Origin of the sequence: Roseovarius sp. BRH_c41, assembly GCF_000961715.1 — a bacterium.
Taxonomy (GTDB): Bacteria; Pseudomonadota; Alphaproteobacteria; order Rhodobacterales; family Rhodobacteraceae; genus Roseovarius.
Genome location: NZ_LADY01000066.1, coordinates 39086 through 60233, shown reverse-complemented (window position 1 = coordinate 60233; position 21148 = coordinate 39086). Strand labels below are relative to the sequence as shown.

General features: G+C 62.6%; 19 protein-coding genes. 3 read left to right on the top strand and 16 right to left on the bottom strand.

All coding sequences use genetic code 11. The annotated features are described in order from the left end of the window. The first annotated feature begins 118 nt into the window (after positions 1-118). The gene (locus VR71_RS22905; protein ID WP_009816121.1) at positions 119-1516 is read left to right on the top strand and encodes a short-chain fatty acyl-CoA regulator family protein; all 1398 of its coding nucleotides are present in this window, start codon (positions 119-121) and stop codon (positions 1514-1516) included. 281 nt (positions 1517-1797) lie between these two features. Here the strand turns inward: VR71_RS22905 and VR71_RS22900 are convergent, their stop codons facing one another. From VR71_RS22900 to gspD, 3 genes are read right to left on the bottom strand one after another with little or no spacing between them, the layout of a single operon-like run. Further along, on the bottom strand, positions 1798-3009 hold the full coding sequence (locus tag VR71_RS22900) for a type II secretion system F family protein (protein WP_045686643.1): 1212 nt from the start codon (positions 3007-3009) through the stop codon (positions 1798-1800). After that, positions 3006-4460, bottom strand: coding sequence for a GspE/PulE family protein (locus VR71_RS22895; RefSeq protein WP_045686642.1), 1455 nt, complete (start codon positions 4458-4460; stop codon positions 3006-3008). The genes VR71_RS22900 and VR71_RS22895 overlap by 4 nt, the downstream gene beginning before the upstream one ends. A gap of 3 nt (positions 4461-4463) precedes the next feature. After that, a complete protein-coding gene (gene gspD, locus VR71_RS22890; RefSeq protein WP_009816124.1) occupies positions 4464-6410 on the bottom strand; it encodes a type II secretion system secretin GspD in 1947 nt (648 codons plus the stop codon). A 255-nt stretch (positions 6411-6665) separates the two neighbouring features. Between gspD and VR71_RS25415 the strand changes: the two genes are divergently transcribed. Then, positions 6666-7190 (top strand): tetratricopeptide repeat protein, encoded by a 525-nt coding sequence (locus VR71_RS25415; protein ID WP_157046521.1) that lies wholly within the window; start codon positions 6666-6668, stop codon positions 7188-7190. On the opposite strand, the gene VR71_RS22880 is transcribed toward VR71_RS25415, so the two are convergent. Genes VR71_RS22880 through gspG form a run of 8 tightly spaced genes read right to left on the bottom strand, consistent with a single transcriptional unit; the run spans position 7187 to position 12510 of the window. After that, positions 7187-7951 carry a hypothetical protein gene (locus VR71_RS22880; protein ID WP_045686641.1) on the bottom strand — a complete coding sequence of 255 codons (765 nt, stop codon included), beginning with the start codon at positions 7949-7951 and terminating at the stop codon, positions 7187-7189. The two genes, VR71_RS25415 and VR71_RS22880, sit on opposite strands and share 4 nt — an antisense overlap. Next, positions 7948-8463, bottom strand: coding sequence for a type II secretion system protein GspM (gene gspM / locus VR71_RS22875; RefSeq protein WP_045686640.1), 516 nt, complete (start codon positions 8461-8463; stop codon positions 7948-7950). The genes VR71_RS22880 and gspM overlap by 4 nt, the downstream gene beginning before the upstream one ends. After that, entirely contained in the window at positions 8460-9662 is a 1203-nt protein-coding gene (gene gspL / locus VR71_RS22870) for a type II secretion system protein GspL (RefSeq protein ID WP_045686639.1), read from the bottom strand. The genes gspM and gspL overlap by 4 nt, the downstream gene beginning before the upstream one ends. Next, positions 9659-10594, bottom strand: coding sequence for a type II secretion system minor pseudopilin GspK (gspK, locus tag VR71_RS22865; protein ID WP_045686638.1), 936 nt, complete (start codon positions 10592-10594; stop codon positions 9659-9661). Before gspK ends, gspL begins: the two co-directional genes overlap by 4 nt. After that, positions 10591-11208: a type II secretion system protein GspJ gene (locus VR71_RS22860; RefSeq protein WP_045686637.1), complete on the bottom strand. Its 618-nt coding sequence runs from the start codon at positions 11206-11208 to the stop codon at positions 10591-10593. Before VR71_RS22860 ends, gspK begins: the two co-directional genes overlap by 4 nt. After that, a complete protein-coding gene (locus VR71_RS22855) occupies positions 11205-11579 on the bottom strand; it encodes a prepilin-type N-terminal cleavage/methylation domain-containing protein (protein ID WP_045686636.1) in 375 nt (124 codons plus the stop codon). Before VR71_RS22855 ends, VR71_RS22860 begins: the two co-directional genes overlap by 4 nt. Continuing rightward, the gene (locus tag VR71_RS22850; RefSeq protein WP_045686635.1) at positions 11576-12067 is read right to left on the bottom strand and encodes a GspH/FimT family pseudopilin; all 492 of its coding nucleotides are present in this window, start codon (positions 12065-12067) and stop codon (positions 11576-11578) included. The genes VR71_RS22855 and VR71_RS22850 overlap by 4 nt, the downstream gene beginning before the upstream one ends. Continuing rightward, positions 12055-12510, bottom strand: a complete 456-nt coding sequence (gene gspG / locus VR71_RS22845; protein ID WP_045686634.1) for a type II secretion system major pseudopilin GspG — start codon at positions 12508-12510, stop codon at positions 12055-12057. Before gspG ends, VR71_RS22850 begins: the two co-directional genes overlap by 13 nt. A gap of 115 nt (positions 12511-12625) precedes the next feature. On the opposite strand from gspG, the gene VR71_RS22840 reads away from it, so the two are divergent. Continuing rightward, the gene (locus VR71_RS22840; RefSeq protein WP_045686633.1) at positions 12626-13378 is read left to right on the top strand and encodes an A24 family peptidase; all 753 of its coding nucleotides are present in this window, start codon (positions 12626-12628) and stop codon (positions 13376-13378) included. Between the two features lie 63 nt (positions 13379-13441). Here the strand turns inward: VR71_RS22840 and VR71_RS22835 are convergent, their stop codons facing one another. The 5 genes from VR71_RS22835 to VR71_RS22815 form a co-directional block, all read right to left on the bottom strand. Next, positions 13442-15130: a cytochrome c gene (locus tag VR71_RS22835; protein ID WP_045686632.1), complete on the bottom strand. Its 1689-nt coding sequence runs from the start codon at positions 15128-15130 to the stop codon at positions 13442-13444. Next, a complete protein-coding gene (locus VR71_RS22830) occupies positions 15130-15978 on the bottom strand; it encodes an SCO family protein (RefSeq protein WP_296430787.1) in 849 nt (282 codons plus the stop codon). Before VR71_RS22830 ends, VR71_RS22835 begins: the two co-directional genes overlap by 1 nt. A gap of 89 nt (positions 15979-16067) precedes the next feature. Further along, the gene (locus tag VR71_RS22825) at positions 16068-17987 is read right to left on the bottom strand and encodes a hypothetical protein (protein ID WP_296430785.1); all 1920 of its coding nucleotides are present in this window, start codon (positions 17985-17987) and stop codon (positions 16068-16070) included. A 58-nt stretch (positions 17988-18045) separates the two neighbouring features. After that, entirely contained in the window at positions 18046-18834 is a 789-nt protein-coding gene (locus VR71_RS25410) for an SCO family protein (RefSeq protein ID WP_157046523.1), read from the bottom strand. A gap of 45 nt (positions 18835-18879) precedes the next feature. Next, positions 18880-20775, bottom strand: coding sequence for a multicopper oxidase domain-containing protein (locus tag VR71_RS22815; RefSeq protein ID WP_296430784.1), 1896 nt, complete (start codon positions 20773-20775; stop codon positions 18880-18882). Between the last annotated feature and the right edge of the window lie 373 nt (positions 20776-21148).

Genomic DNA, 21148 nt, shown 5'->3' with positions numbered 1-21148 from the left:
AGCTTGGCGGTTGTGGTCGCGCTGTCCATGGGGGCGGGCGCGGCAAGGGCTTGCCTGCATGTATTTGCAAAGATACTCATTGCCGTATGCGAAACTGCAAAACGGGTGGGATCGAGCAATGGCGACGCAGAAACTCTATGCCGGGGCCAAGCTGCGCGAGACGCGGCAGCGGCTGGGCCTGACGCAAAAGGATTTCGCGGGCAAACTGGGCGTGTCGCTCCCCTATCTGAACCAGATGGAGAACAACAACCGTCCGCTGAGCACGACGGTGGTTCTGGCGCTGGCGCAGGAATTCGGTTTCGACGTAACGGAGTTGAGCACGGGCGATGCCGAGCGGATGGTGAGCGACATGCGCGAGGCGCTGGCCGATCCGGTGTTTGGCGACGATCCACCGCCCTTGGCCGATCTGCGGCTGACGGCGTCGAACGCCCCGGCGCTGGCGCGGGCGTTTCTGGAACTGCACAGCGCCTATCGTCAAACCCACGAGCGGCTGGCCTCGCTCGACGAGGCCTTGGGGCGCGAGGATGCGCGCAGCCAATCGAGCCCCTGGGACGAAGTCCGCGATTTCTTTCATTACTGCGACAATTACATAGATGCGGTGGATCATGCCGCCGAACGCTTTGCCGAGGGCGGTGCGCGGCAGGGGATTTCCGAATTGGCTGCGGCACGGCTGGCGGGGCTAGGGATCACGGTGGTCGAGGCCGATACAGCGCAGTTGCGGCATTACGACCGCGATGCCGGGATTCTCACGCTGTCGTCCCGCGCGGCGCCAGAGAGCCGCCGGTTTCAACTCTTGTTGCAATTGGCCCTTGTGACGCAAGACCAACTTCTCGAAGCCACTCTGGATTTTGCGCGGTTTCAGTCCGAGGCTGCGCGCTCGATTGCCAAGATCGGGTTGGCGAATTACTTCGCCGGAGCAGCCGTGATGCCCTATGGCCGGTTTCTGTCCGCAGCGCAGGAGGTGCGGCACGATCTGGAGGTGCTGGCCAATCGGTTCGGCGCATCAATCGAGCAGGTTTGTCATCGGCTCTCGACTCTGCAACGTCCAGGGGCCAAGGGGATTCCGTTCTTTTTCGTGCGGGTCGACCAGGCCGGAACAATCACCAAACGACATTCGGCGACGCGATTGCAATTCGCGCGATTTGGCGGGGCCTGCCCGCTCTGGAATGTGCATCGCGCGTTTGAGACGCCGGGACGGTTTCTGCGGCAATTGGCCGAAACGCCAGATGGGGTGCGCTATATCAGCCTCGCACGTGACGTGAGCAAACCTGGGGGCAGTTTCGGCGCGCCAGTGCGACGGTTTGCGATCAGCCTTGGCTGCGAGGTGAAACACGCGGGCGATCTGGTTTATGCGGACGATCTGGATGTGAGCCATGCGCGGGCCTTCGAGCCGATCGGCATTTCGTGCCGGATCTGCGAGCGGGCGGAGTGTCACCAACGCTCGGTCCCGCCGCTGGAGCGGCGGTTACAGGTGACACCAGACGAACGCGGCGTGCTGCCCTATCGCGTGGGGTAGACTGGGGGAGCGTTGCGATTGGCCTGAAGGGGGCGTTGGCCCCAAGCGCTTACGCGCGGACTCAAGCCCGAAGCGCCGCCGCGCGATCGCTGGGCCGTCCCGCGGCCTAGCGATTTTGAGACGGAGCGCATCTCTTTGAAGTCATACGGACTTTGCTTGCGTTAAGTGCCAGTTACCGCCGTTGCATCGCTAGTCCCCGGCCCAGCGACCGCACGGCTCATCGCTGAGGGCCAACGTCGGCTTAAGGCCAGAACCCGCGCCCTCCTGCCCAGCCGTATGGCTTAGCCGACCGTCGCCTGCAGGTCAAAGATCGGCAAGAGGATCGCCAGCACGATCACCAGCACGAGCGCGCCGACGACCATCATCAGAAGCGGGTCAATGAGCGCCGAGACGCGCTTGCGTTCATTGGTGAGCCAGGTTTCCACCAGCACCGCAGCGCGTTCGGTCATGCGGCCCAGGCGGGCGGATTTCTCGCCTGCGTCAATGAGTTGGCGGCAGACGGGGGGAATGAGGCTCATGCGGGTGAGGCCCTGGCTGAGGCTCTCGCCCGAACGCACCGCCTCGGCCAGATCAAGCGCTTCGACGCGGAAACGGCGGATCACCAGCACATCGCTGGCAGAGGTCACGGCATCGACGACGGTCTGGCGGCTGGAGATCACCAGCGCCAGCGTGCGGAGGTATTGCGCCGCCGCCGAGAGGCGTAGAAGACGGCCAATGACCGGCAGCGAGAGGGCAATCCCATGCCAACGGTCGCGCACGGAGGGCACGCGCAGGGCAAAGACGAGGCCCAGAATGCTGGCGACAATGCCGATGACAAGGGCAATCCAATGCGCCTGAATCCAGTCGCTGATCGCCATGACGACCTGTGTCAGCGGCGGCAATTCACGGCCTGAAACGGCGAACATCGCGGCAATTTCGGGGGCGACGTTGACCATCAGGATGCCACAGACCAAGAGCGACACGGCGGCGACAAAGGCCGGGTAAATCAGCGCCGTGGCGAGCTGTGCGCGGTCGGCACCGACCGTTTCGAGATAGTCGGCCAAGCCTTCGAACACCACCGCCACATCGCCCGAGGTTTCGCCCGCGCGCACCGCCGCGATGTAGAAACGGGGAAAGCCCGCGTTGGCCTTGTCGAGCGAGACGGAAAGGGGCTGGCCGTCCATCAGCGCCGCCTTGGCCTCGGCTGCCGCCGCCTCGATCACCGGCGAGGTGCCGGAGGAGCGGATGGTTTCCAGCGCCATTTCGGCGGAGAGGTCAGAGGACAGGAGCACGGCCATCTGCCGGGTGAAGACCGCGCGCATATCGGCGTTGAGCCGGGTGCGGCGGTTGCGCGCAAGCGTCAGCCCGCCGCCCTGCCGTTTGGCGGTGATATCCTCGGCAAAGAGGCCCTGACCACGCAGGATGTCGGCGGCCTGTGCCTCGCTCTCGGCCACGAGGGTGCCACGCTTGCGCTGGCCTTCGGCGTTGAACGCGGTGTAGGCAAAGGCCCTCACAGCGCGTCGCCCACCACGCGCAACGCCTCGGCGAGGCTGGTTCTGCCGACCGAGACCTGATGCAGGGATTGGCCAAAGAGGGTCTGATCCGGGGCAAGCGCCACGCGCTTCATCTCCGTTTCGGACTGGCCCTTGTCGATGGCGGCGCGCAGGGTTTCGGAGACTTCGAGGATCTCAAACACGCCGACGCGGCCCGCATAGCCGGTGCCGTTGCAGGTGGGGCAGCCGCTGGGGTGGTGGATCACCGCGGGGATCGTGATGCCGGCGGTCTTGAAATGCACGGCCTCGTCCGGTGTGGGCGGCGCGGCGCGGCGGCAGGTGGTGCAAAGCTGACGCAAGAGGCGTTGGGCGATTACACCGCGCAGGGTGGCGGCGATGAGGAAATCGTCAAGCCCCAGATCGCGCAGGCGCACCACCGCACCGACAGAGCCATTGGCGTGCAGCGAGGAGAACACCAGATGCCCGGTGAGCGAGGCCTGTGCCGCGACGCTGGCGGTTTCCTGATCGCGGATCTCACCCACGAGGATGATGTCGGGGTCTTGGCGCAGGGCGGCGCGCAGACCGGCGGCAAAGGTCATGCCAATCTCGGCGTTGATCTGGCTCTGGCTGATGCCGGGGAGGTCGTATTCGATCGGATCCTCGGCGGTGAGGATATTGCGGATCTCGTCATTGGCGAGTTGAAGGAGGGAATAGAGCGTCGTGGTCTTGCCCGAGCCGGTGGGGCCGGTGGCGAGGATGATGCCATTGGGCCGCGCGGCCATGCGTTCCAGCACCTCGATCTGATCGGCGCGCAGGCCAAGCTGATCGAGCGGCATGAGGCCAGCAGAGCGGTCAAGCACCCGCATCACGACCCGTTCGCCGTAGTTTCCGGGCAGGGTCGAGACGCGCACGTCGATGGCGCGCCCGCCCAAGCGGAGCGAGATATGGCCGTCCTGCGGCAGGCGGGTTTCGGAAATATCCAAGCCTGCCATGACCTTGAGCCGCGAGACCACACGGCGCACCGGCAGATCCTGCCGGTCGAGCACGGATTGCAACATGCCATCCACACGCATCCGGGCGCGCAACCCGGTTTCATGCGGCTCGACATGCAGGTCCGACGCCCCGGCACGCACGGCGCGGCGCAAGAGCTGGTTCACAAGCTGGATGACCGGCGCTTCTTCGCCATCTTCGAGCAGGTCGCGCGGGCCGCGCCCACCGCCTGCCCCCTCTTCGAGATCGAAGGCGAGATCGTCGGTGCCGGTCTCAGAACTTGTGCCGTCCTGATAGAGCACGGCCAGACGGGCCTGAAACGCCTCGGCCGAAAGCGGCTCTGTCACAAGCGGTTGACCCGCGCGGCGGCGGGCCTCGCGCAGGCCGAGCGCGGTTGCGCCGGGACCGATCAGGAGCCGGTCCCCCTCGACCAGAATCTGTTGATCACGGGCAAGGGTGAAGGGCAGGAGCGGCGCGGTCATGCTCTATCTATCCGCGAATGTCAGGGCCGATGGCAGGGGGGGGAAACGACGGGTTTGAGCCGCGCTGTCGATGAAATCGGCATCGAAGGGCTGGTTGAGATTGGCGCCATCAAACGGAAAGCTCGAATCCGGGACGCGCGGATAGGTGCCATCATCAGCGGGGGCGATGTAATCAGCGGCGCGCTTGGCCTCGCGCGCCAGACGCTTGGTCAGTTCGCGGGCCTCTTCATCGCTGGACAGGATGCGCGGGCGCAGCATCACCAGTAGAATACGCTGGTTCTCGTTAACCGAACGCCCCTTGAACAGCCGCCCCAAAAGCGGCAGTTCGCTCAGGCCCGGCACGCGCTGATTGACCGAGCCCGAGCCATTTTCCAGCAAGCCGCCCAACATGATCACATGCCCGTCGCGCACCAGCACATTGGTCGAAAGCTCTCGCTTCGAGGTGATCTCGCCGCCCGCCGCAGAAGCGGCGTTGGTGAGGTTGGATACCTCTTGGTTAATCTCCAAACGCACGGTCTTGTCGCGCGTAATCTGTGGCGTGACCGTGAGGGTCAGGCCCACATCCTGACGTTGGATGGTCTGAAAGGGTTGGTTGGGCACGGCGCTGTCGCCGACGGTGGAAAAGCTGCCGGTCACAAAGGGCACGTTCTGCGCCACGACGATCTCCGCCTCACGGTTGTTGAGGGTGAGGATCGAGGGAGTCGAAAGCAATTTGGTCGAGCTTTTGGAGGCGAGCGCCGCAAGAAACCCGCCGATGCCGCTTTTGTCGAAAGCCGCAATGGAGCCGCCCGTGCCGCCGCCGGTGGGCGCATTACCCGCCAAAACCGTGCTGACAAGGCTGGTGAGGGTGGGACGCCCCTGAAGCGCGAATTCGACACCGCCCACGGTCGCCCCATCAATCACGCCGCCGAATTGAAAGGAGAGATCGGAGAAACTCTCGACCGACAGTTCAAAGATCACCGCCTCGATCAGCACTTGGTCGGGGCGTTGGTCGAGACCGCGCACAGCCCCGGTGATAGAGGCAATCCGGTCAGTCGGCGCGGTGATGATAAGCGCGTTCTGCTGCTCTTCGGCAACGATGGTGATGCCGCCGGGGACAGCCGTGGGCGCGGCCCCCTCGGTCGACGCTTCGGGCGCACCAAAACTCTGGCGAATGACATCGGCAAGATCGGTGGCATTGGCGTAGTTGAGATGCACAACCTCGGTGGCAATGCTGCGTTGCGGTCTGTCAAGCTCGGACACCACGTCGCGGACGCGATCGCGAAATTCCGGCGTTCCGGACACGATGAGCGCATTTGAACGCGGATCGGCGGAGAGGCTGGAGCCTTGTGGCGTTATGGCAAGAGCCGTGATCACGCTCAGCATCTCGGCGGCTTTGCCGTTGCGGAGGGGGATCGTTTCGATGGAGTTGCGGCTGGGCGTGTCGAGCCGGTCGACAAGCTGCACGATGCGCTGGAAATTCTCGCGCCGGTCGGACAGGATCATCAGGCCGGATTCCGGGACGGTCGAAAGCACCGCCTCGGCGGGCAAAAGCGGGCGAATGACCTCTGCGATCTCATCGACCGAGCTGTTGCGGACGGGAAAGACGCGGGTTTCAAAATCGCCCCCCAGACGCGCGCGGGCGTCACCCGGCGCCAGTTCGCGCGCGAGATCAATGGGAACGATGCGGTCGGTCTCAGCGCCTTCGACGATGGTCAGACGATTGAGTTCAAGGACGTTGAGGAAAATTTCATAGATGGCTGAGGGGGACACCTGATTGGGGGCGACCACGGTCACGCTGCCCTGAACGCGCTCGTCCAGGATGAAATTGCGCCCGGTCGATTGCGCCACGATCTGGACGAAATCCCGCAGGCTTGCGTCGCGCAGATCAAGCGAGACCTGTGCAGCCAGAAGGCCGGGCCATGCCAACCAGAGCATCACCAGAAGGGCAAGACGTTTATGAAAATGCATGTGTATAATTCAGGAACATCATTTGGTGATATCTCCTGCCTCTTCAGGACTGCCTCGGGCCACGCGCTGCTCTGACTGGCGGCTTGGACCTACCCTTAAATACTACCCGATATGATGCGGCGATTCCATTGGAAAGACGGGTTGACGCAGGAATGTCCCAAAGCGTGTTTTTTTAGGCAATTTGTGGAATTTTCATGGTTCGGTCATGGCTGGGCATGGTAGGTTCCCTTCAAAGGGGCAGGAGCATATAACAACATGCCGAATTTAATTAAACCATTGCTTTCTATAATAGTTATCACGGCACTTGCTGCCTGTGAGCCGGGTACGATCAGCAGTGGTGCGGATTTTCAACGCAATTACAGCTCAGCGCGCAAGGCGCTAGAGCAGGGTAACTACGACAGTGCCATTCGCAGCTATGCGGTTCTCATTCAAAACGCCGGACCGTTGGAGCCGCGACTGCGGCTGGAATACGCGCATGCGTTATTGCGGGCGGGACGCTATGACGAGGCGGCGCAGATTGCCAACGGTCTAGCGGCGAGCACCAAGGGCAGGGACCGCGCGGCGGCCCTTGCCGTGAGTGGCACGGCGCAGCATGAAAGCGCGCTGGCGGATATCAGCGCGGGACGCGGTGGGGCGGGCGCGATTGCCAAACTGCGCTCTGCCGATGCCGCGCTCAAAGAGATGCTGGCGCTTGATGATGGCCTTGATCCGCTGGGCGCGATGGCGAGCCGTCGTGCCGATATTGCCCGTGATTTGAAGCGTTTGGGCGCGGGGGGTTAAAACAGCGGCCAGCCTGCGGCAAGGTCAATGTCGCGGGAAATCTGCCAGCCTTCATCTGTCGGCACTGCGGTCTGATCCAAGGCGCGCTGCCACGCCTCGGGCACCTCGCCCACAGGGTCGATGCGTAGGTCAAGCTGCGCCAAGGGATCGCCGAACCGCCCTGAGAGCGTGCCGGTGGCACGGATCACATCGCCGGTGAGTGCGAAGGGCGCGCGCCATGTGCCCGCATCCGAGGTCAGGACCGCCTCGGCATGGCCGATGTCCACGCCTGCGAGCCGCGCACCGGACCAGTCGAGCGCGGCATCGACGCTCTGAACGGCACGTCCCGGCAGGGTCAGATCGGCGCTGAGACTCTGGGCCATCACCAACCCACCGAGCGGCCAGCCGTCGATCAACGCGGGCCAATCCCCCACCAGAATTTCCAGACGGGCCGCGCGCAGGTCGGCGCGGTCGCGCGCCAATGGAAGGCCCAGAGTGCCCTGCCCCGACAGCCCCGGACCTGAGAGGGTGACAGACCAGCGCGCACCGGGGCCGTCAATCTGGTCAAAGCGCCATGTTAGATCGGCGGGGACCGGCAACAGGGTCGGTTGCAGCCCGCGCATCTGGCCGCGCCAGAGCGAGGATTGATCCTCGGCTCCGGTCAGCCAACCCGGCACGAGGCCGGGTGCCAGCGCGCGCAGGTGGGCAAGACGCCCCTCGCTCATGACCGCCAAAGTCAGTCCCATCAAAAGGCCAACAAGGATCAGGGCTGCGCGCCTCATTGCACCGCCACCAGACGCAGGTCGGCGGCCACAACATCGGTGCGCGCGCCGCGTTCAAAGGTGAAGCCCGCCAAATCATAGCCCCAGATGTCATTCTGGGCTGTCAGCCATTCGGCCAGTTGGGTGAAGCGCACGGCGTCAAAGCGCAGGGTGATGCCGCCGTCGGCGGCATTCGCCAATTCGCTAGCCGCCTCGCGCAAACCTGCTTCGCGCAAGCTCGCCTCGATGCCGCTGATGCCGATGGGGGTGGTCGCGCGCGCCACCTTGGGGCCATTTCCCGCGTCACGGGCCAAGGTGGCGAATTGCACAGCCTGATCGGCCACCCAAAGCTCGGTTGCGCGAGCCTCGGCCACGGCGGCGCGGGCGGTTTCACGGGAGTCCGCCAGTGGAAGGGCGATGCCGTAGACCGCCGCAAGCGGCAGGGCAATGAGGCCCAGAAGTGCCACGAGCCAGCGCTCGCGACGGCTGAGCCCCAGGAGAAAGCCGGTCAAACGGTCCATAAGCGCGCTCATCGATCGGCTCCGTTTTCGGTCACGGCCATGGCCAGCACCGCGTCGACGCCGGTATTCTCGCGGGTGATGGATTGGGCGACGCGGGCCTCTGTGCCCGCCATGCGCAGATCAGCCACGAGCGCGTCGAGCGCTGCGAAATCGGTGATTTGCAAGTCGATGACCAGTCCCGCGCCGGGTTGATAGCTGACGCGGGTGATGGTGGTTTCGTGATTGCCCAGCACCGCCCCGGCGCGGCGCAGGACATCGAGCGGTCGCGCCTCGTTTTCAACCTCGGATCTGGCGGTGCGGGCGCGATCCATGGTTTGCGCAACCTGGCTGCGGATATCGAGAATGGGGCCGGTTGGGATCATCACCTGACGCAAGATGCGTTCGGCATTCTGGCGATAGGCGAGCCCCTGAGCGGTGAGCGTGCCGGTTTCGATCATTGCTGCGGCAATCCAGCCGGCGAGGCCAAGCACCGCAAGGGCAAAAGGCAGACCCAAGCGGCTGAGGATGCCGCGCATCTCGGCCCGCTCGGCGCCGGGGTCTCGGGCGAGATCGAGCGAAAGCTCGTTATAGGCAAAGCGGGCGGGCGCAGTCACGCCATGCGTGGTCAAATCGGCCGGATCGCTACAGATCGGCAGGTTTTGCGCCGTGAGAAAGGTGTCGATTTCCGCCCGCGCGGGTCCATTGCGCAGGATGGCGCGCGGCATGCCGGTGCGCGCGGCCTCTTGCAGAAGGGCAAGCGCCAGATCCGGCTCGGCGGCAAAGCCATCCTCGGGGCCAAGGCGGGCGATGACGCCGGTGGCGGTGGTCTCGATCACCCAGAGGTCCGGGGCGGCTGGCAGACAGAGGAAATCAGGCAGCACGGCGCGGCACTGCGGGGCAAAGACCCCAAGCGCGCGCAACCAGTCCCGCCGGTCGCCCGCATCTGTGATGAGGAGGCGCGTCCAGAGATCAGGAGCTGAGCCAAGACGCGCGGGACGAATATCCAGCCCCGCCTCGGTGCCGCCGTAGGCATCGCGCAACTGGCGCCGGGCGACCCGGTCGCGGGCCTGTCCCATGAGCGCGGCCGGCAGATTGAGCGGCACCAACGGGGCCGCTGCCCCCGGCACTGAGGCGACAAAGGGGGCGCGCGGCGGCGGCGCATCGCCGGTCAGATCATGGACCGGCAAGGGTGCTGATTGGCCGCGCGATTTTCGGGTGAGAGTCAGGCTCATGGGGTGACAGTCCGGCGATGTCTGATGGTGACGGCCCCGGTAAGGGTGGAGCGTTCCACGGTGAGGATGCGGCTTTGGATGCGACCGTCCAGCGTTACGTCAAACCGCGCCTCGAACCAATCCGTTGCGGTGACAAAGCCGCCTTCGGGGGCGAGGGCCTGCGTGATGACGCGCGGATGCAGCAGAGCTTCGGCGCGCGTGGTGAAATCATCGGCGTCCGCAAAGGGATTGCGGCCCCGGTCGGCGATCAGCTGCGCCACGCCCGCCGGGTTGGTGGCGGGCAGCATCGCGCCCAGAACTTCGGGCGAGGCCGTGTTGACATTGAGGCCGCCACCGGGCGGCAGCGCCGCCACAAAGGGCAGCAGGCGGGCATAGGTCTCGGCGGTCATGCCGTTGACGAGGCGTAAGTCCTCGATCCGGTCGAGCGGCGCGCCAGCGGGGAACAGAGGCAACGGACGGTTGGCATAATCGGAGGTTTGAGCAGGACCGCGCGCCTGCACAAAGCCAGCAATGTCGCGGCCAAGGGTCAAAGGCAGGCCAAGGGTCGCGAGCAGCCGGTCAAAGGACTGCACCGCATTGAGGTCGGCGGAATCGCTGAGGGCGTTGACGTTGTAACGGCCTTGCAAGTCGGTGATGGTGCCGGTCATCTGGGCCCGGTCGATATCGGCCTGAAACCCGGCCAGAGACCAGCCTTCAAGCAGATGGTCGAGACTCTGATCCCGTTCCCAATCGGCGCGCAGCACCGGGTCGATCAGCCATTCAGCGGCATCGAGATGCAACGCCGCCTGCTGGCTGATTTGCAGGTGTTCAACGCGACTGCGGCTGGTTTCGGCGCGCAGCATGAGGCCGGTGGCAATGGCGGAAATCGCCGCCACCATGATGAGCGCGTTCAAAAGGGCGATGCCGCGATCGGGGTGCAGAGCCTGAGTCATGGATAGGCCACCACAACGCGGAGGGGGCCATAAGCGATTGATTCAATTTCCACTTCTATCGCTTTGGGCAGAGCCGGGCGGGGAATGAGATCGGGCACGCCCCAATCGGTAACCCAGCCTTCTTCGGTCCCGGCATAGGCGCGCAGGCGCAGGCCCGCAACACGCTCGAACACGGTGGTTTCCGGGGCAAGGGCGAGATCAGAGGCAGGGCGCAGCACGGGCCACATCTGGCGCGTCAGGCGGTCGGCCTCGCGATCGTGCCGCCAGATGACGCGCGCCTGCCCCGCTGCCTGCACCTCGGGAAGGACGGCGCGCCCGGCGGTGGAAAGGGCAAACCAGCCCGCAGGCCCGGTCAGATCGAGAAAGGCAGGTTCCGGGTCCAGGGCGTTGGGCGGCCAGAATGGCAGGACCGCGGCGGATTTGAGATCCTCACGCAACAGGGTAAGACCGCGTGCGAGGGCAGCGGCCTGTTCATCGGCATCCGTCAGCCGGTCACGGGCGCGCATCATGCCACTCAGCGCTTGCAGCCCCATGACCGCCACAAGGGCAAAGATCGAGAGAACCACCACCAATTCGAGCAGCGTCAGGCCTCGGTCTGTGGCGGTGCGCGTCATTGCACGACCTCGGTTTGCGCGATGACGACGAGGCGCGCGCCGGGCTGTTCCGGGGCTCGGGTGAGGATCGTCGCCTCGGTGAAACCGGCGCGGGTGACAGCCTCGGTGATCTCGAGCTGCCATTGATAGGGTCCGAAGGTGACGCTGCGCGGCAAAGTTTTGGCCTGCCGTGCGCCCAAGAGGCGATATTCCTCGGCCCGGTTCAAGGCCACCTGAAGTGCCATGACGCGCGCCGCCTCGCCGCCCAAGGCGCGCCCGGCTTGATCGGCGCTGCGCAGGGCAGCGATCGTGCCGATGGAGAGCACGAAAACCGCAATCACCAGTTCCAAAAGGGTCACGCCCCGGCTGCCGTGATCGTCCCGACGGGTCATGCCCCCTCACAATCGAGACCTAGGACGCCCGCGGAGCGGCAGCGACTGAGGCTCTCATTGCCGATGAAGGTCACCTCGAAGGGGCTGACCTGACCGTCGGGGAGAAAGGTGATATCGGGCTTTGGCGCGCGCGGCACTTCGCGCGGCAGAATCGCGCCATTCGGCCCCTCAAACCGGGCTTCGCCGCGAAATTTCTGCGCTCTGCCCACAGGTTGCCAGCCGTCTTCGGGGGCATTCGGGGCTGGTGGGCGCAGGACTTGCCAGCCGTCAGGAACGAGGATCAAGCCCTGTGGAGCCGCCCCCAAGATGGCCGCATCGCGAAGGCGGTCATAGGCTGCGGCAAAGCGGATCACGTCGCCTTCGCCACGGCTGCGGTCGGTGATGGAAAACGTCGCCGTAACCGAAAGCACGGCAATCACCGCCACGACCACAACCATTTCCAGAAGGGTGAATCCGTCATCGCCAGAGGAGGTCGTTATTCGCCCCATGACCCGATATCCGCATCGACACCCGCGCCGCCAGCGACGCCATCGGCCCCGAGGGTGAAGATGTCAAACTCGTCATGCACACCCGGTTGGAGATACTGGTATTCATTGCCCCAAGGGTCCAGCGGCAGTCGGTCGATATAACCATTGGCGGCGTAATTCTGCGGCGCAGGGGTGGCTGTCGGGGCCTCGACCAATGCGCGCAAGCCTTGTTCGGTGGACGGGTAGCGGAAATTATCGAGCTTGTAGAGCTTGACCGCACCCGCCAGAACGGCGAGATCGGATTGCACACGCGCGGCACGGGCCTGATCCGGTCGGTCGATGATACGCGGCATCACAACGAGCGCCAGAATGGACATGATGACCACCACGACCATCAGTTCAAGCAGCGAAAAGCCGGCATCGGCGGACGCACGGGGCGAGCGGCGTGACATATTGATTTGCATGGTAAAATCTGTCCGTAAATGCGTATAGATTACCGGGTGAATCATAGAGTACGCGCAGCCATCTGACAATCGCTGCCGTGGCCCCGGCCCCGTTTTTCCCGCATCGGAGATGCCTATGTCTGGAACCGCCTCATTGGCCTTTTTCCTGATCGCGACCGGGGCGGCTGTGGGATCATTTCTGGCAGCTTGGGCGGATCGCTTGCCGCGTGGCGAGAGCATTGTCGGACCGAGATCGCGGTGCCAGTCCTGTGCGGGTCAAATTGGCTGGCGCGACATGGTCCCGGTGCTGTCCTGGCTCTGGTTGGGCGGAAAATGTCGGAGCTGCGGCGCGGCAATTCCGAAGCGGTTGTTTTACGCTGAATTGGGGGGCATGGCGCTGGCGGTGCTGGCGGTTTGGGTCGCAGAATCGCCCCTGCATATGGTGCTGGGGGCGGGTTGGCTCTGGGTTTTGATGGGGTTGGTTCTGTGTGATCTGGCCGCATTCCGGCTGCCGGATGGGTTGACCGGCCCGCTCTTTCTGATCGGGATACTGCTCGCGTGGGAAGACCCCAGCCGCGATCTCTCGGGGGCGTTGATCGGCGCGACCATCGGTGCGGGGACGTTTCTCGCGCTGCGTATTGCGTATCAGACCCTGCGCGGGCGCGAAGGGTTAGGATGGGGTGATGTCAAGCTGATGGCGGGGATCGGAGCGGGTTTGGGGGTGATGGCCCTTCCGGTGGTCACCCTGGTCGCAGCGGTGTTGGCAATGGCCGTGGCAGGGATCGCGGCGCTCCGGCGCGGAGCGCGGCCGGACGGCGATCTTGCGATTGCCTTTGGCGCCTATCTGGCAGGTGCGGCGGGACTTGTCTGGATCTGGTCGCTGATCTGAAAAGACACGGGCGACAGGGTACCCTGCCGCCCGCTACGTACCGTAAGGCCCATTACTCAAAACCTAGGGTACGATCCAATCACTGACAACGCGGTAGCCAACGCGCTCTTCTGGGACTAATGCTGCGATGAAGGCACCCTTGGAGGCAAAGCGCTGTCCCGGTCCCAATCCCAGTTCGGGATGGGTGCCGGGGTTCAGTTCATTCTCTGCCTCATGCTCGATGATTTCCAGCACATAATCGCGATAGAAATCATCAATCGCATGCATCAGGCCAAACTGAATCATGGTCAGTGCATAGTATGTTTGCAGTTGGATGCGGGGGTGACTGACCTTAAGTCGCCGCGTGTGCATCCATCCGCGAATGCGGTATTTGTTCGGATGGTAAGACTCGGGCTTGTCATAGGGCCAGACAAGACGCGCCTGTTCGACCAGCGCCGGGGAGAATGCCGCAAGCGCCGGTTCCTTGGCCGCAGACGGAAGGAAGAATCGCGGCGTGGCGGGCGGATTGGCGGCCAGAACGGCCACCGCCTCGTCCACATCCTGTGGCCAGATCACAAGGGGTGTGTCAGGGTCCGCTGCGGCAAGTGCCGTGCGCAGGCCCTCGGCCCCGTCATACGGCAGGGTCTCAACCTTCGTGTCGGGCAACACCATGGCCATCGTCTTGGTGAAGGCCTCTGCCGGACGGGTGCCTTGGGGTCCGGCTCCGTGGAGTTGCAGGACGCGGGTCGGGGACGTGTCTTGATCGCCTAGGTAAAGCGCCAGCGCCTCGGCCTCGAGCGGCAAGCCACGGTTGAAGAACATCGAATAGCCATAGCGCCCCTCGCCGGGGGTGGGCAATTCGGTGTTGGGAAAGATGCACGGCAAGCGTTTGGCGTCGCAGAAGGCCCCGATTTCATCCCAAGGCCCTTCGACCAATCCGCTGACGGTGGCGAAAACCGGCTGCTCGGCATATTTCGCCTCGAGCTGGGCGCGCCATGTTTCAGGCGCTCCTTCGAGCCGCCAGACATGCAGGTTCCAGTAGCGATAGGCGGAGATGAAATTGGAGCGGTAATTGGGTGAAAAGGTCGGGTTGCGGGTGTCACCCTCAGTGTCCTTGTTCATCCACTCGAAAAACAGTTCGAGCGTGCGGATCATGGCATCCGCCGCCGCCGGATCAGCGCCGGGGTCGATGATGGTTGCGAAATGGATGTCACGCTCGGTCACGCCGGGGTCAATCTCGACCGAGAGCGTCTTGATAAAGGCGGACAGGTTGGCCACGTCCTGCGCTGTGAGATCATAGCGCGGCATGATCGGGTCAAACACATGCCCGCCCGCATCCACGCCATCCTTGAGCGCGCGCGTCAGCGATTCATCATCATAGGCCGGGCGCATGCGGGGCGCGCGCACCCGTGCCCAGAAACCGGCGGGCTGCACCTCTTGGTAGAGGTCTTTGAACATACGATTGCGGTTGGGGGTCTTTTTGTCAAAGAGCACCGAGCCGATGATCGGGGGGACGTAATTACCGCCTTCGGAGGTGCCAAACCCACTGGGGCGGTGGCAGTTCACGCAGGAGAATTGCGCGCCAGAGATTTTCACATCGCCCTGGGTCACGCCGGTGATCGGCTGGCCATCAGCGCCGATCCCCTCCCAATAGAGTTTGCGCCCGAGGTCTGCATCGCCCGCCTGCCCGGCGGCGGCCCAAAGCGGCACGGCAACAAGGGCAAACGCGAGGCCAAGGCGGCGCAGAGTGGAGACAAGCAGATGCAAGCCCATCAGTTCACCTCGGGGTGAAGCAGTTTGTTGTATTCCTCAGCCAGTTCCTCGGAGCCGAGGAGACCCTCGAGCCGGAGCCAGCGCGCATCCTTGCTGGCGCGCAGAAAGGTGAGAGGGCGATGATACATCTTGTTGTCGCCTTTGTAGATCGCATCAAAGGCGCGCACGATGGTAAAGACATCGTCGAACTGGCCAGTCAGCATGATCCAGTTATCACGGGCTGCGTGCAATTCGGCATAGTCGCGCAGGCGCGTGGGCGTATCGTATTCCGGGTCGATCGAGATCGAGACCATGAGGTAATTCTCGTCGATGGCGACGAGATCCTCTTGGGTCTGACCAAAGGTTGCGCTCATCACCGGGCAGATCGTGGCGCAGCTGGTGAAGATGAAGTTGAGCAGGACAGGGCCGTCAAACGCCATTAGCTCTGCAAAATTCACCTTTTGGGCGTTTTGATTGCGCAGGGTGATGGCGGGCATCTGATAGTCTTGCAGACTGCGCTTGTACTGGAACCCATCCATGCTCATCGCCATGCCGATGCTGTTCTGAGTGTCCATGCCAAGATGGTCGGGCATGCGGTGCGCTTCTGCGGCATGGTCGTGGTCGCCATGGCCTGCCATCGCGTCGTGGCCGGCTGTCATGTCGTGACCGGCTGTCGCGTCGTGGCCCGCGCTGTGATCGTCGTGGCCTGCCGAATGGTCTTCGGTTTTGACCGCGCTGTGATCGTGGGTTTGGTCTTGGGCCTTGTCGTGACCGGAATGATCGGCTGCGGCAGGGACCGCGAACGCCAAAAGCGCCAGACTGAGAGCACAGGCGGGCACGGTGCGAAGGGCTTTTCTGATCTCTGCCATTTCAAGTCTCCGTCGAGAAAGTAATGTTTTAGGTCAAATGTGGGTCCAGCGGCTTGGACGCCGCTGGACCCTTATTTAAAATCAACCGCTTAGTGGACAGACCACACGGCAGTATCGTGGTGCAGCGCATCGAACTGATACATGCGCAACCGGCGAGACGGCTCGTAGCTGAACTCCACTTCGAGGTGGTGTTCACCGATACCATCGACGTTCACGTAGTCGTTCATCTCTTGCTGCATGCCACCCCAAGCGAATTCGAAATTGCTCGGGACAACACCGTTGCCATTGGCGACCTGCCATGACCGATCGTTGATCGGCGAGTTGGGCGCACCCTCCGGACGGGTTGCTGGCGGCACGGGGATCGGACCACCGCCTGCGACGTGGATCCAGAAGTAGTTGCGGCCGAAGGTAAAGAGCGGACCTGCGCCCCCGCTTGGCAGTGTGTTGTGGAAGGTATTTTCCCAGCCACGCAAACCACCGAAGTCGACCAGAACATAGGCGTGGACGTAATAGTCGCCATTCAGGAGTTGAATGTTGACCTTGTCGCCACGCTTGTCCCAGACGCCATCATCCATGATGACATTGGCATCGCCATCATGATCCTTGAGTTGACCATAAATGGTGTTGTTGAGGAACAGAACCGTCACGTCGGCATCCGGGGCCATTTCATAGCCGGTGGGAAGTCTGCCACGGTTTTTCCAGTCGTCAAAGGCCTGACGGATCAGGTGCATCTGCGCCTGAACGATCGAACCGTTGAGACCGCCGCCAAAGTGCTTGTTGGTCCGGTTGATCGTCATGCCGCCCATTTCACGGAACATCTGCCACATGCGCTTGGCCGGGGCGGTGTCACCGATCATGCCGATCGCGGCAAGTTTGGCCTCTTCGCTGGCGCGCGGATTCTCACCAAACACGCCACTCTCTGCCGTATTACGCAGCGCGCCATTGCGCAGCGGAACCCGCATGTTTTCCGTTACCTGAACCCGAGGCGGGTGCTGACGCCAGCCCCAATGGTAGCTGAGGTTCCAGAAGCGTGCCGGGGGCATCTTCATGTTGAGGGTGTACTCAAGCCCTTCCTGCATCGGGAAGAAGGTCTGGTCCATGCCGATATTGGGAACGCGCGGAAACGCGGTGCCGCCAGCGGTCAAATCCGGCCCGCCCAGATCGGTTAGATTCAACTCGGTCCAATCGTCAAAGAACATTGCATAGGGCGCAAAGTCTTCGTGACCGCGGTTGAGGATCTTGACCACATACTTGATGGTCCACTCCTCGTCTGTCACCGCGATCGGATCGATATAGGCGGTATCCGACTCGATATGGGTGTCATACCAAAGCTGATTGACCGTTACCGACTTGGTCTCGGGATCGACGACTTTGGTCTTGAGCCCGCCGAGATAGTGCAGGAGCGGGAAACCTTCGTATTCACGCTCGCTGAAACGACCCTGAAGCTCGTTGCCCTCAATGATATCGACGGCCCGCCGCGCCAGAGTACGCATTTCGCCCGGATTTACCCGGCGAGGATAGCTGTAGCAATGCTCTGTGCCGCGGAAGTTGCGGCAAATCTGTTGCGGTTCCGACATGGCCTCGATCCGATCCATGATCCAGTCAAGGTCATCGGTCGGTGAGGTTTTGTCGAGTTCCCGAATGACGGGATCGTCATGCAGGTTGTAGGGATTCTCCGGTGTCGAGGGCAGGGTGTTGGGGATCTCGTTTCCCCGACACGTCTTGGCGTTCTCGTAGATGGTCGGCAGCATGTTGGGCGGGTTGGTCCCAAAGCTGTCGCCCTCCGGGAAGACCGCGTCGCCATCCGCTGTAAGCAAGGTGGTGGCGTTCCCTACAGTCGTTCTGGTCTCGAACGGAACACGCCGTTGCTGACCGCCGTTGGCATGTCCCGATACGTTGCAGAACATGTTGAGGTCGAAGGGTGTCTGGGCCCAAGCGGGCGCCCCCCCAACCATGGCCGAGGCGGGCAATGCCATCACCGCAGCCAGTCTTATGGATTTACGAAACATTTTCATTGTCTCCGATTCAAAATACTGTTCTGGCGCCCCGGTTGCCCGGGGCCCGGGATCAGACTTCGCGGTTGTGGTTGCGCGTGTCTTTCATATCGAACACACGCGGACCGGCCCGGCGCAGCTTTTCGCCGACTTGCGGCGTCGGCTGCGGCATGACCCAAGCGACACGGCTGGCGGCATCGTCGGCCCGGATGTCCCAGGGGAACGATCCCCAAAGGCCGGCGCTGCCATTGCCGTAGAACACCACATCCACCTTGCGCGTGCCGGGCAAGGTCGAGTGACTCATGCGATACATCCGGAAGGCGAGATCGGCGCAATGCTGCGGCGTACCCGTGAGGAAATGCCAGCCCTTGGGCGCACCGAGTTCCTGGGCATAGGCCTGCATGCGTGCAGGTGTGTCATGCTCGGGATCGCGGCTGATCGAGTACACGAAAACATCGCGCCCGACCTTGTCGCCCAATTCTGCCACCACATCGGCCATGCGACGGGTGATCGGGAAATGCTCTTCATCCTTGAGGCTCATGAAGTGCATCATGACGACCTTGTTTTCGATGAAGCCCTCGTAAAAGGACATCCCGAGGCCGTCTTGGTTGACCATCATCACATTGGGGAACGAGTCGTTCACCGCAGAGTTGATGACCCCACCGCTGTTGATGGGATTACAGAGAACCGGCATCTCGTTGGGATGCAGGGTTGCTTTGGCTTCGCGCAGCTTGGAGATTGCAGCTTTGCGGGCCTCATCAGCGCGCTCCTTGGAGTTTCCCGGCGTGGTGTAGAACCCGGCGGTAATCCCAGCAGCCGCCGCGACCGGAAGACCGGCCATGAATTGACGTCTGTTTGTCATGTCTTTTCCTCTCTTTTTTCAGAGAATTCCTAGAAGGATTTCCGCTTAGTCGCCTTGACCCGGCTCAACGATATCCCAACGGATCATCATTGCGTGGTCTTCGTGAACGACGTTGTGGCAGTGCATCACGTGCTTGCCAAAGAAGTCGCGCCAGCGGCTGAAGAAGGTTACCTCGTCACCCGGCCCGAGTGAGACCACGTCCTTGCGGGCACGCTCTACCGCACTTGGCGGACGACCGTTGACCTCAAGAATCTGGAACTCTTCGAAGTGGGTATGAACAGGGTGCGCCCATGCGTTGCCCTCGTTGCGGAAGGTCCAGATCTCGGCAGAACCCTGCTCGATCTTGACGTCCACGCGGTTGGGATCCATCAGGCGGCCGTTCACCGTCCACAGGCCGTTGTCGTAGTCGAACACGAACAAACGCTTGCGACGGACTTCGGACATGCGGATTTCCGGAAGTTTGCGCATGGTGGCAGGAACGCGCGACGGATCGGGCTTCTTGCGACCTGTGCACCGGAATTCCAGAACGGGCATCATGTTCTCGCCTTCCAGCGTATAGCCGGTCGGACCTGCACCATCGCCACGGATTTCCAGATCGTTCCAGACCTGAACCTTGTCGCCATCCTTGTACTTTGAGAAGTCGATGATGACGTCAAAGCGGTTGGCGATCCAGAGGTCGATCTTGGGTTCGACCAGCGGCGCCTCAAGCAGGTTGCCGTCGTTGGACAGGATGATGAAGTCGTCGAAATAGGGCTCGCCACGGCCAGCCTTGGGGACAACCTTGAGCACCAGACGATAGAGACGCGACGGGCCACCGTTGAGGAAACGGAAGCGATATTTCCGGCGCTTCACATCAAGATAGGGTTGGATGATCCGGTTGACCGTGATCTTGTCGCCCGTCATGCCCTGCGTGGTGTATTGCAGGCGGTTGGAGTCGAACGTATCCGGCGTGCCTTGCGAGTTGCCGACCTCGACCGGCTCGGGGCGCGCTTCGGGATGCGGGGACGCGCCATCGGGCGTGAAGAAGTCCCAGATCACCTGACCGTTTGGTTGGAACATGACATCGTGAAGGATCAGCGGAATGTCATAATCGCCGGAAGGCAGGCGGAACGCATTGGGGTTTTTGTCCCGTTCGTTGTTGGAATCCCGCTCATCAAAGATCAGGTAGAAGCCCGAGAAGCCCGCGTAAACGTTGGTCGCGGTAAAATCGAGCCGGTGATCGTGATACCACAGGGTATTCATGATCTCGGGGTTGTCGAAATTCCAGTCGAACGGCGAACCAGCCGGGATGTTGGCGTAATGGTGATCCCAGAATTCGCCGGGATTGAAGAAGTCCTGCGGGATACCGTCCGATTCAGAGGCGGTATGGCCGTTGTGCAGGTGGATGGTCGGCGACGGAAGCGCGAATGTCACATTGCCAGCACCCACGGTGGGCAGCAGGTTGTTGCGGCGCAGGAAGACCGGCTCGCCGTAATTGGCATGATAGGTTTCGCCGGGCGTGATGCCGTTGAAGCCCCAGTGCCAAGACCCAACATCGGGATCGCCAGCGCGGCCCACAACATCGGGTGTGCCATCGCCATACGGGGGCTGCCAGTGGTATTTCCACCGGAATTCAGTCATCACTTCTTCGTAATGCTTCTGCGGCGGGAAATCATCAAAACGCTGATGGCGCTCGGGCTCGATCGGCGGATCGTAGGTGTTGGGATTGATTGGCTGTGCCACCGGCATGATGTTCAGCGGGGCTGTAAAAGGCTCCACCGCCGGGCTCGATTGTACGGTGATGCTTGGCTCGAACGTGTCCGGGAATACGAGACCTGTTTGAGGCAACCCGTCCGCGGCACTATCTGGCCACTGTTCAATCTCGACCGCTCCGACCTGCGATGCCACCGCTGTGGCGCCCGCAGCCCCTAGGCCGAGCTTTAGTGCGTCTCTTCGTTTCATGCTTTGTCCTCCAGCAGAAAAAGCTTGCGAAAATTACTGACGTCACGCTCCAGACATGACGCGATAAGCCCCGCGCCATGCATGCCGCGAGAAAGGAGGGCGAATAGCCCCATAGGCAGAACAACCGGTGCGGTTGCCGTATGTCAGTTTCGAGCGAACTCGATCAGCTAGGGATGACAGGCCGGAAGGGTGAGTAATGTTTGGCCCGCGCGGATCAGTGATCCGCAGATTTTGGTTTAATAGCTTAGAGCAATTGCTCCCTGATATGCGCACAAAGACGCGCAACATTTACATTGGTAGGTACGTCAAGAGCGCCAAAATGACGCGCCTGACAAGGCCACTTCAACACGAATGTTTGCATGGAACAATGATA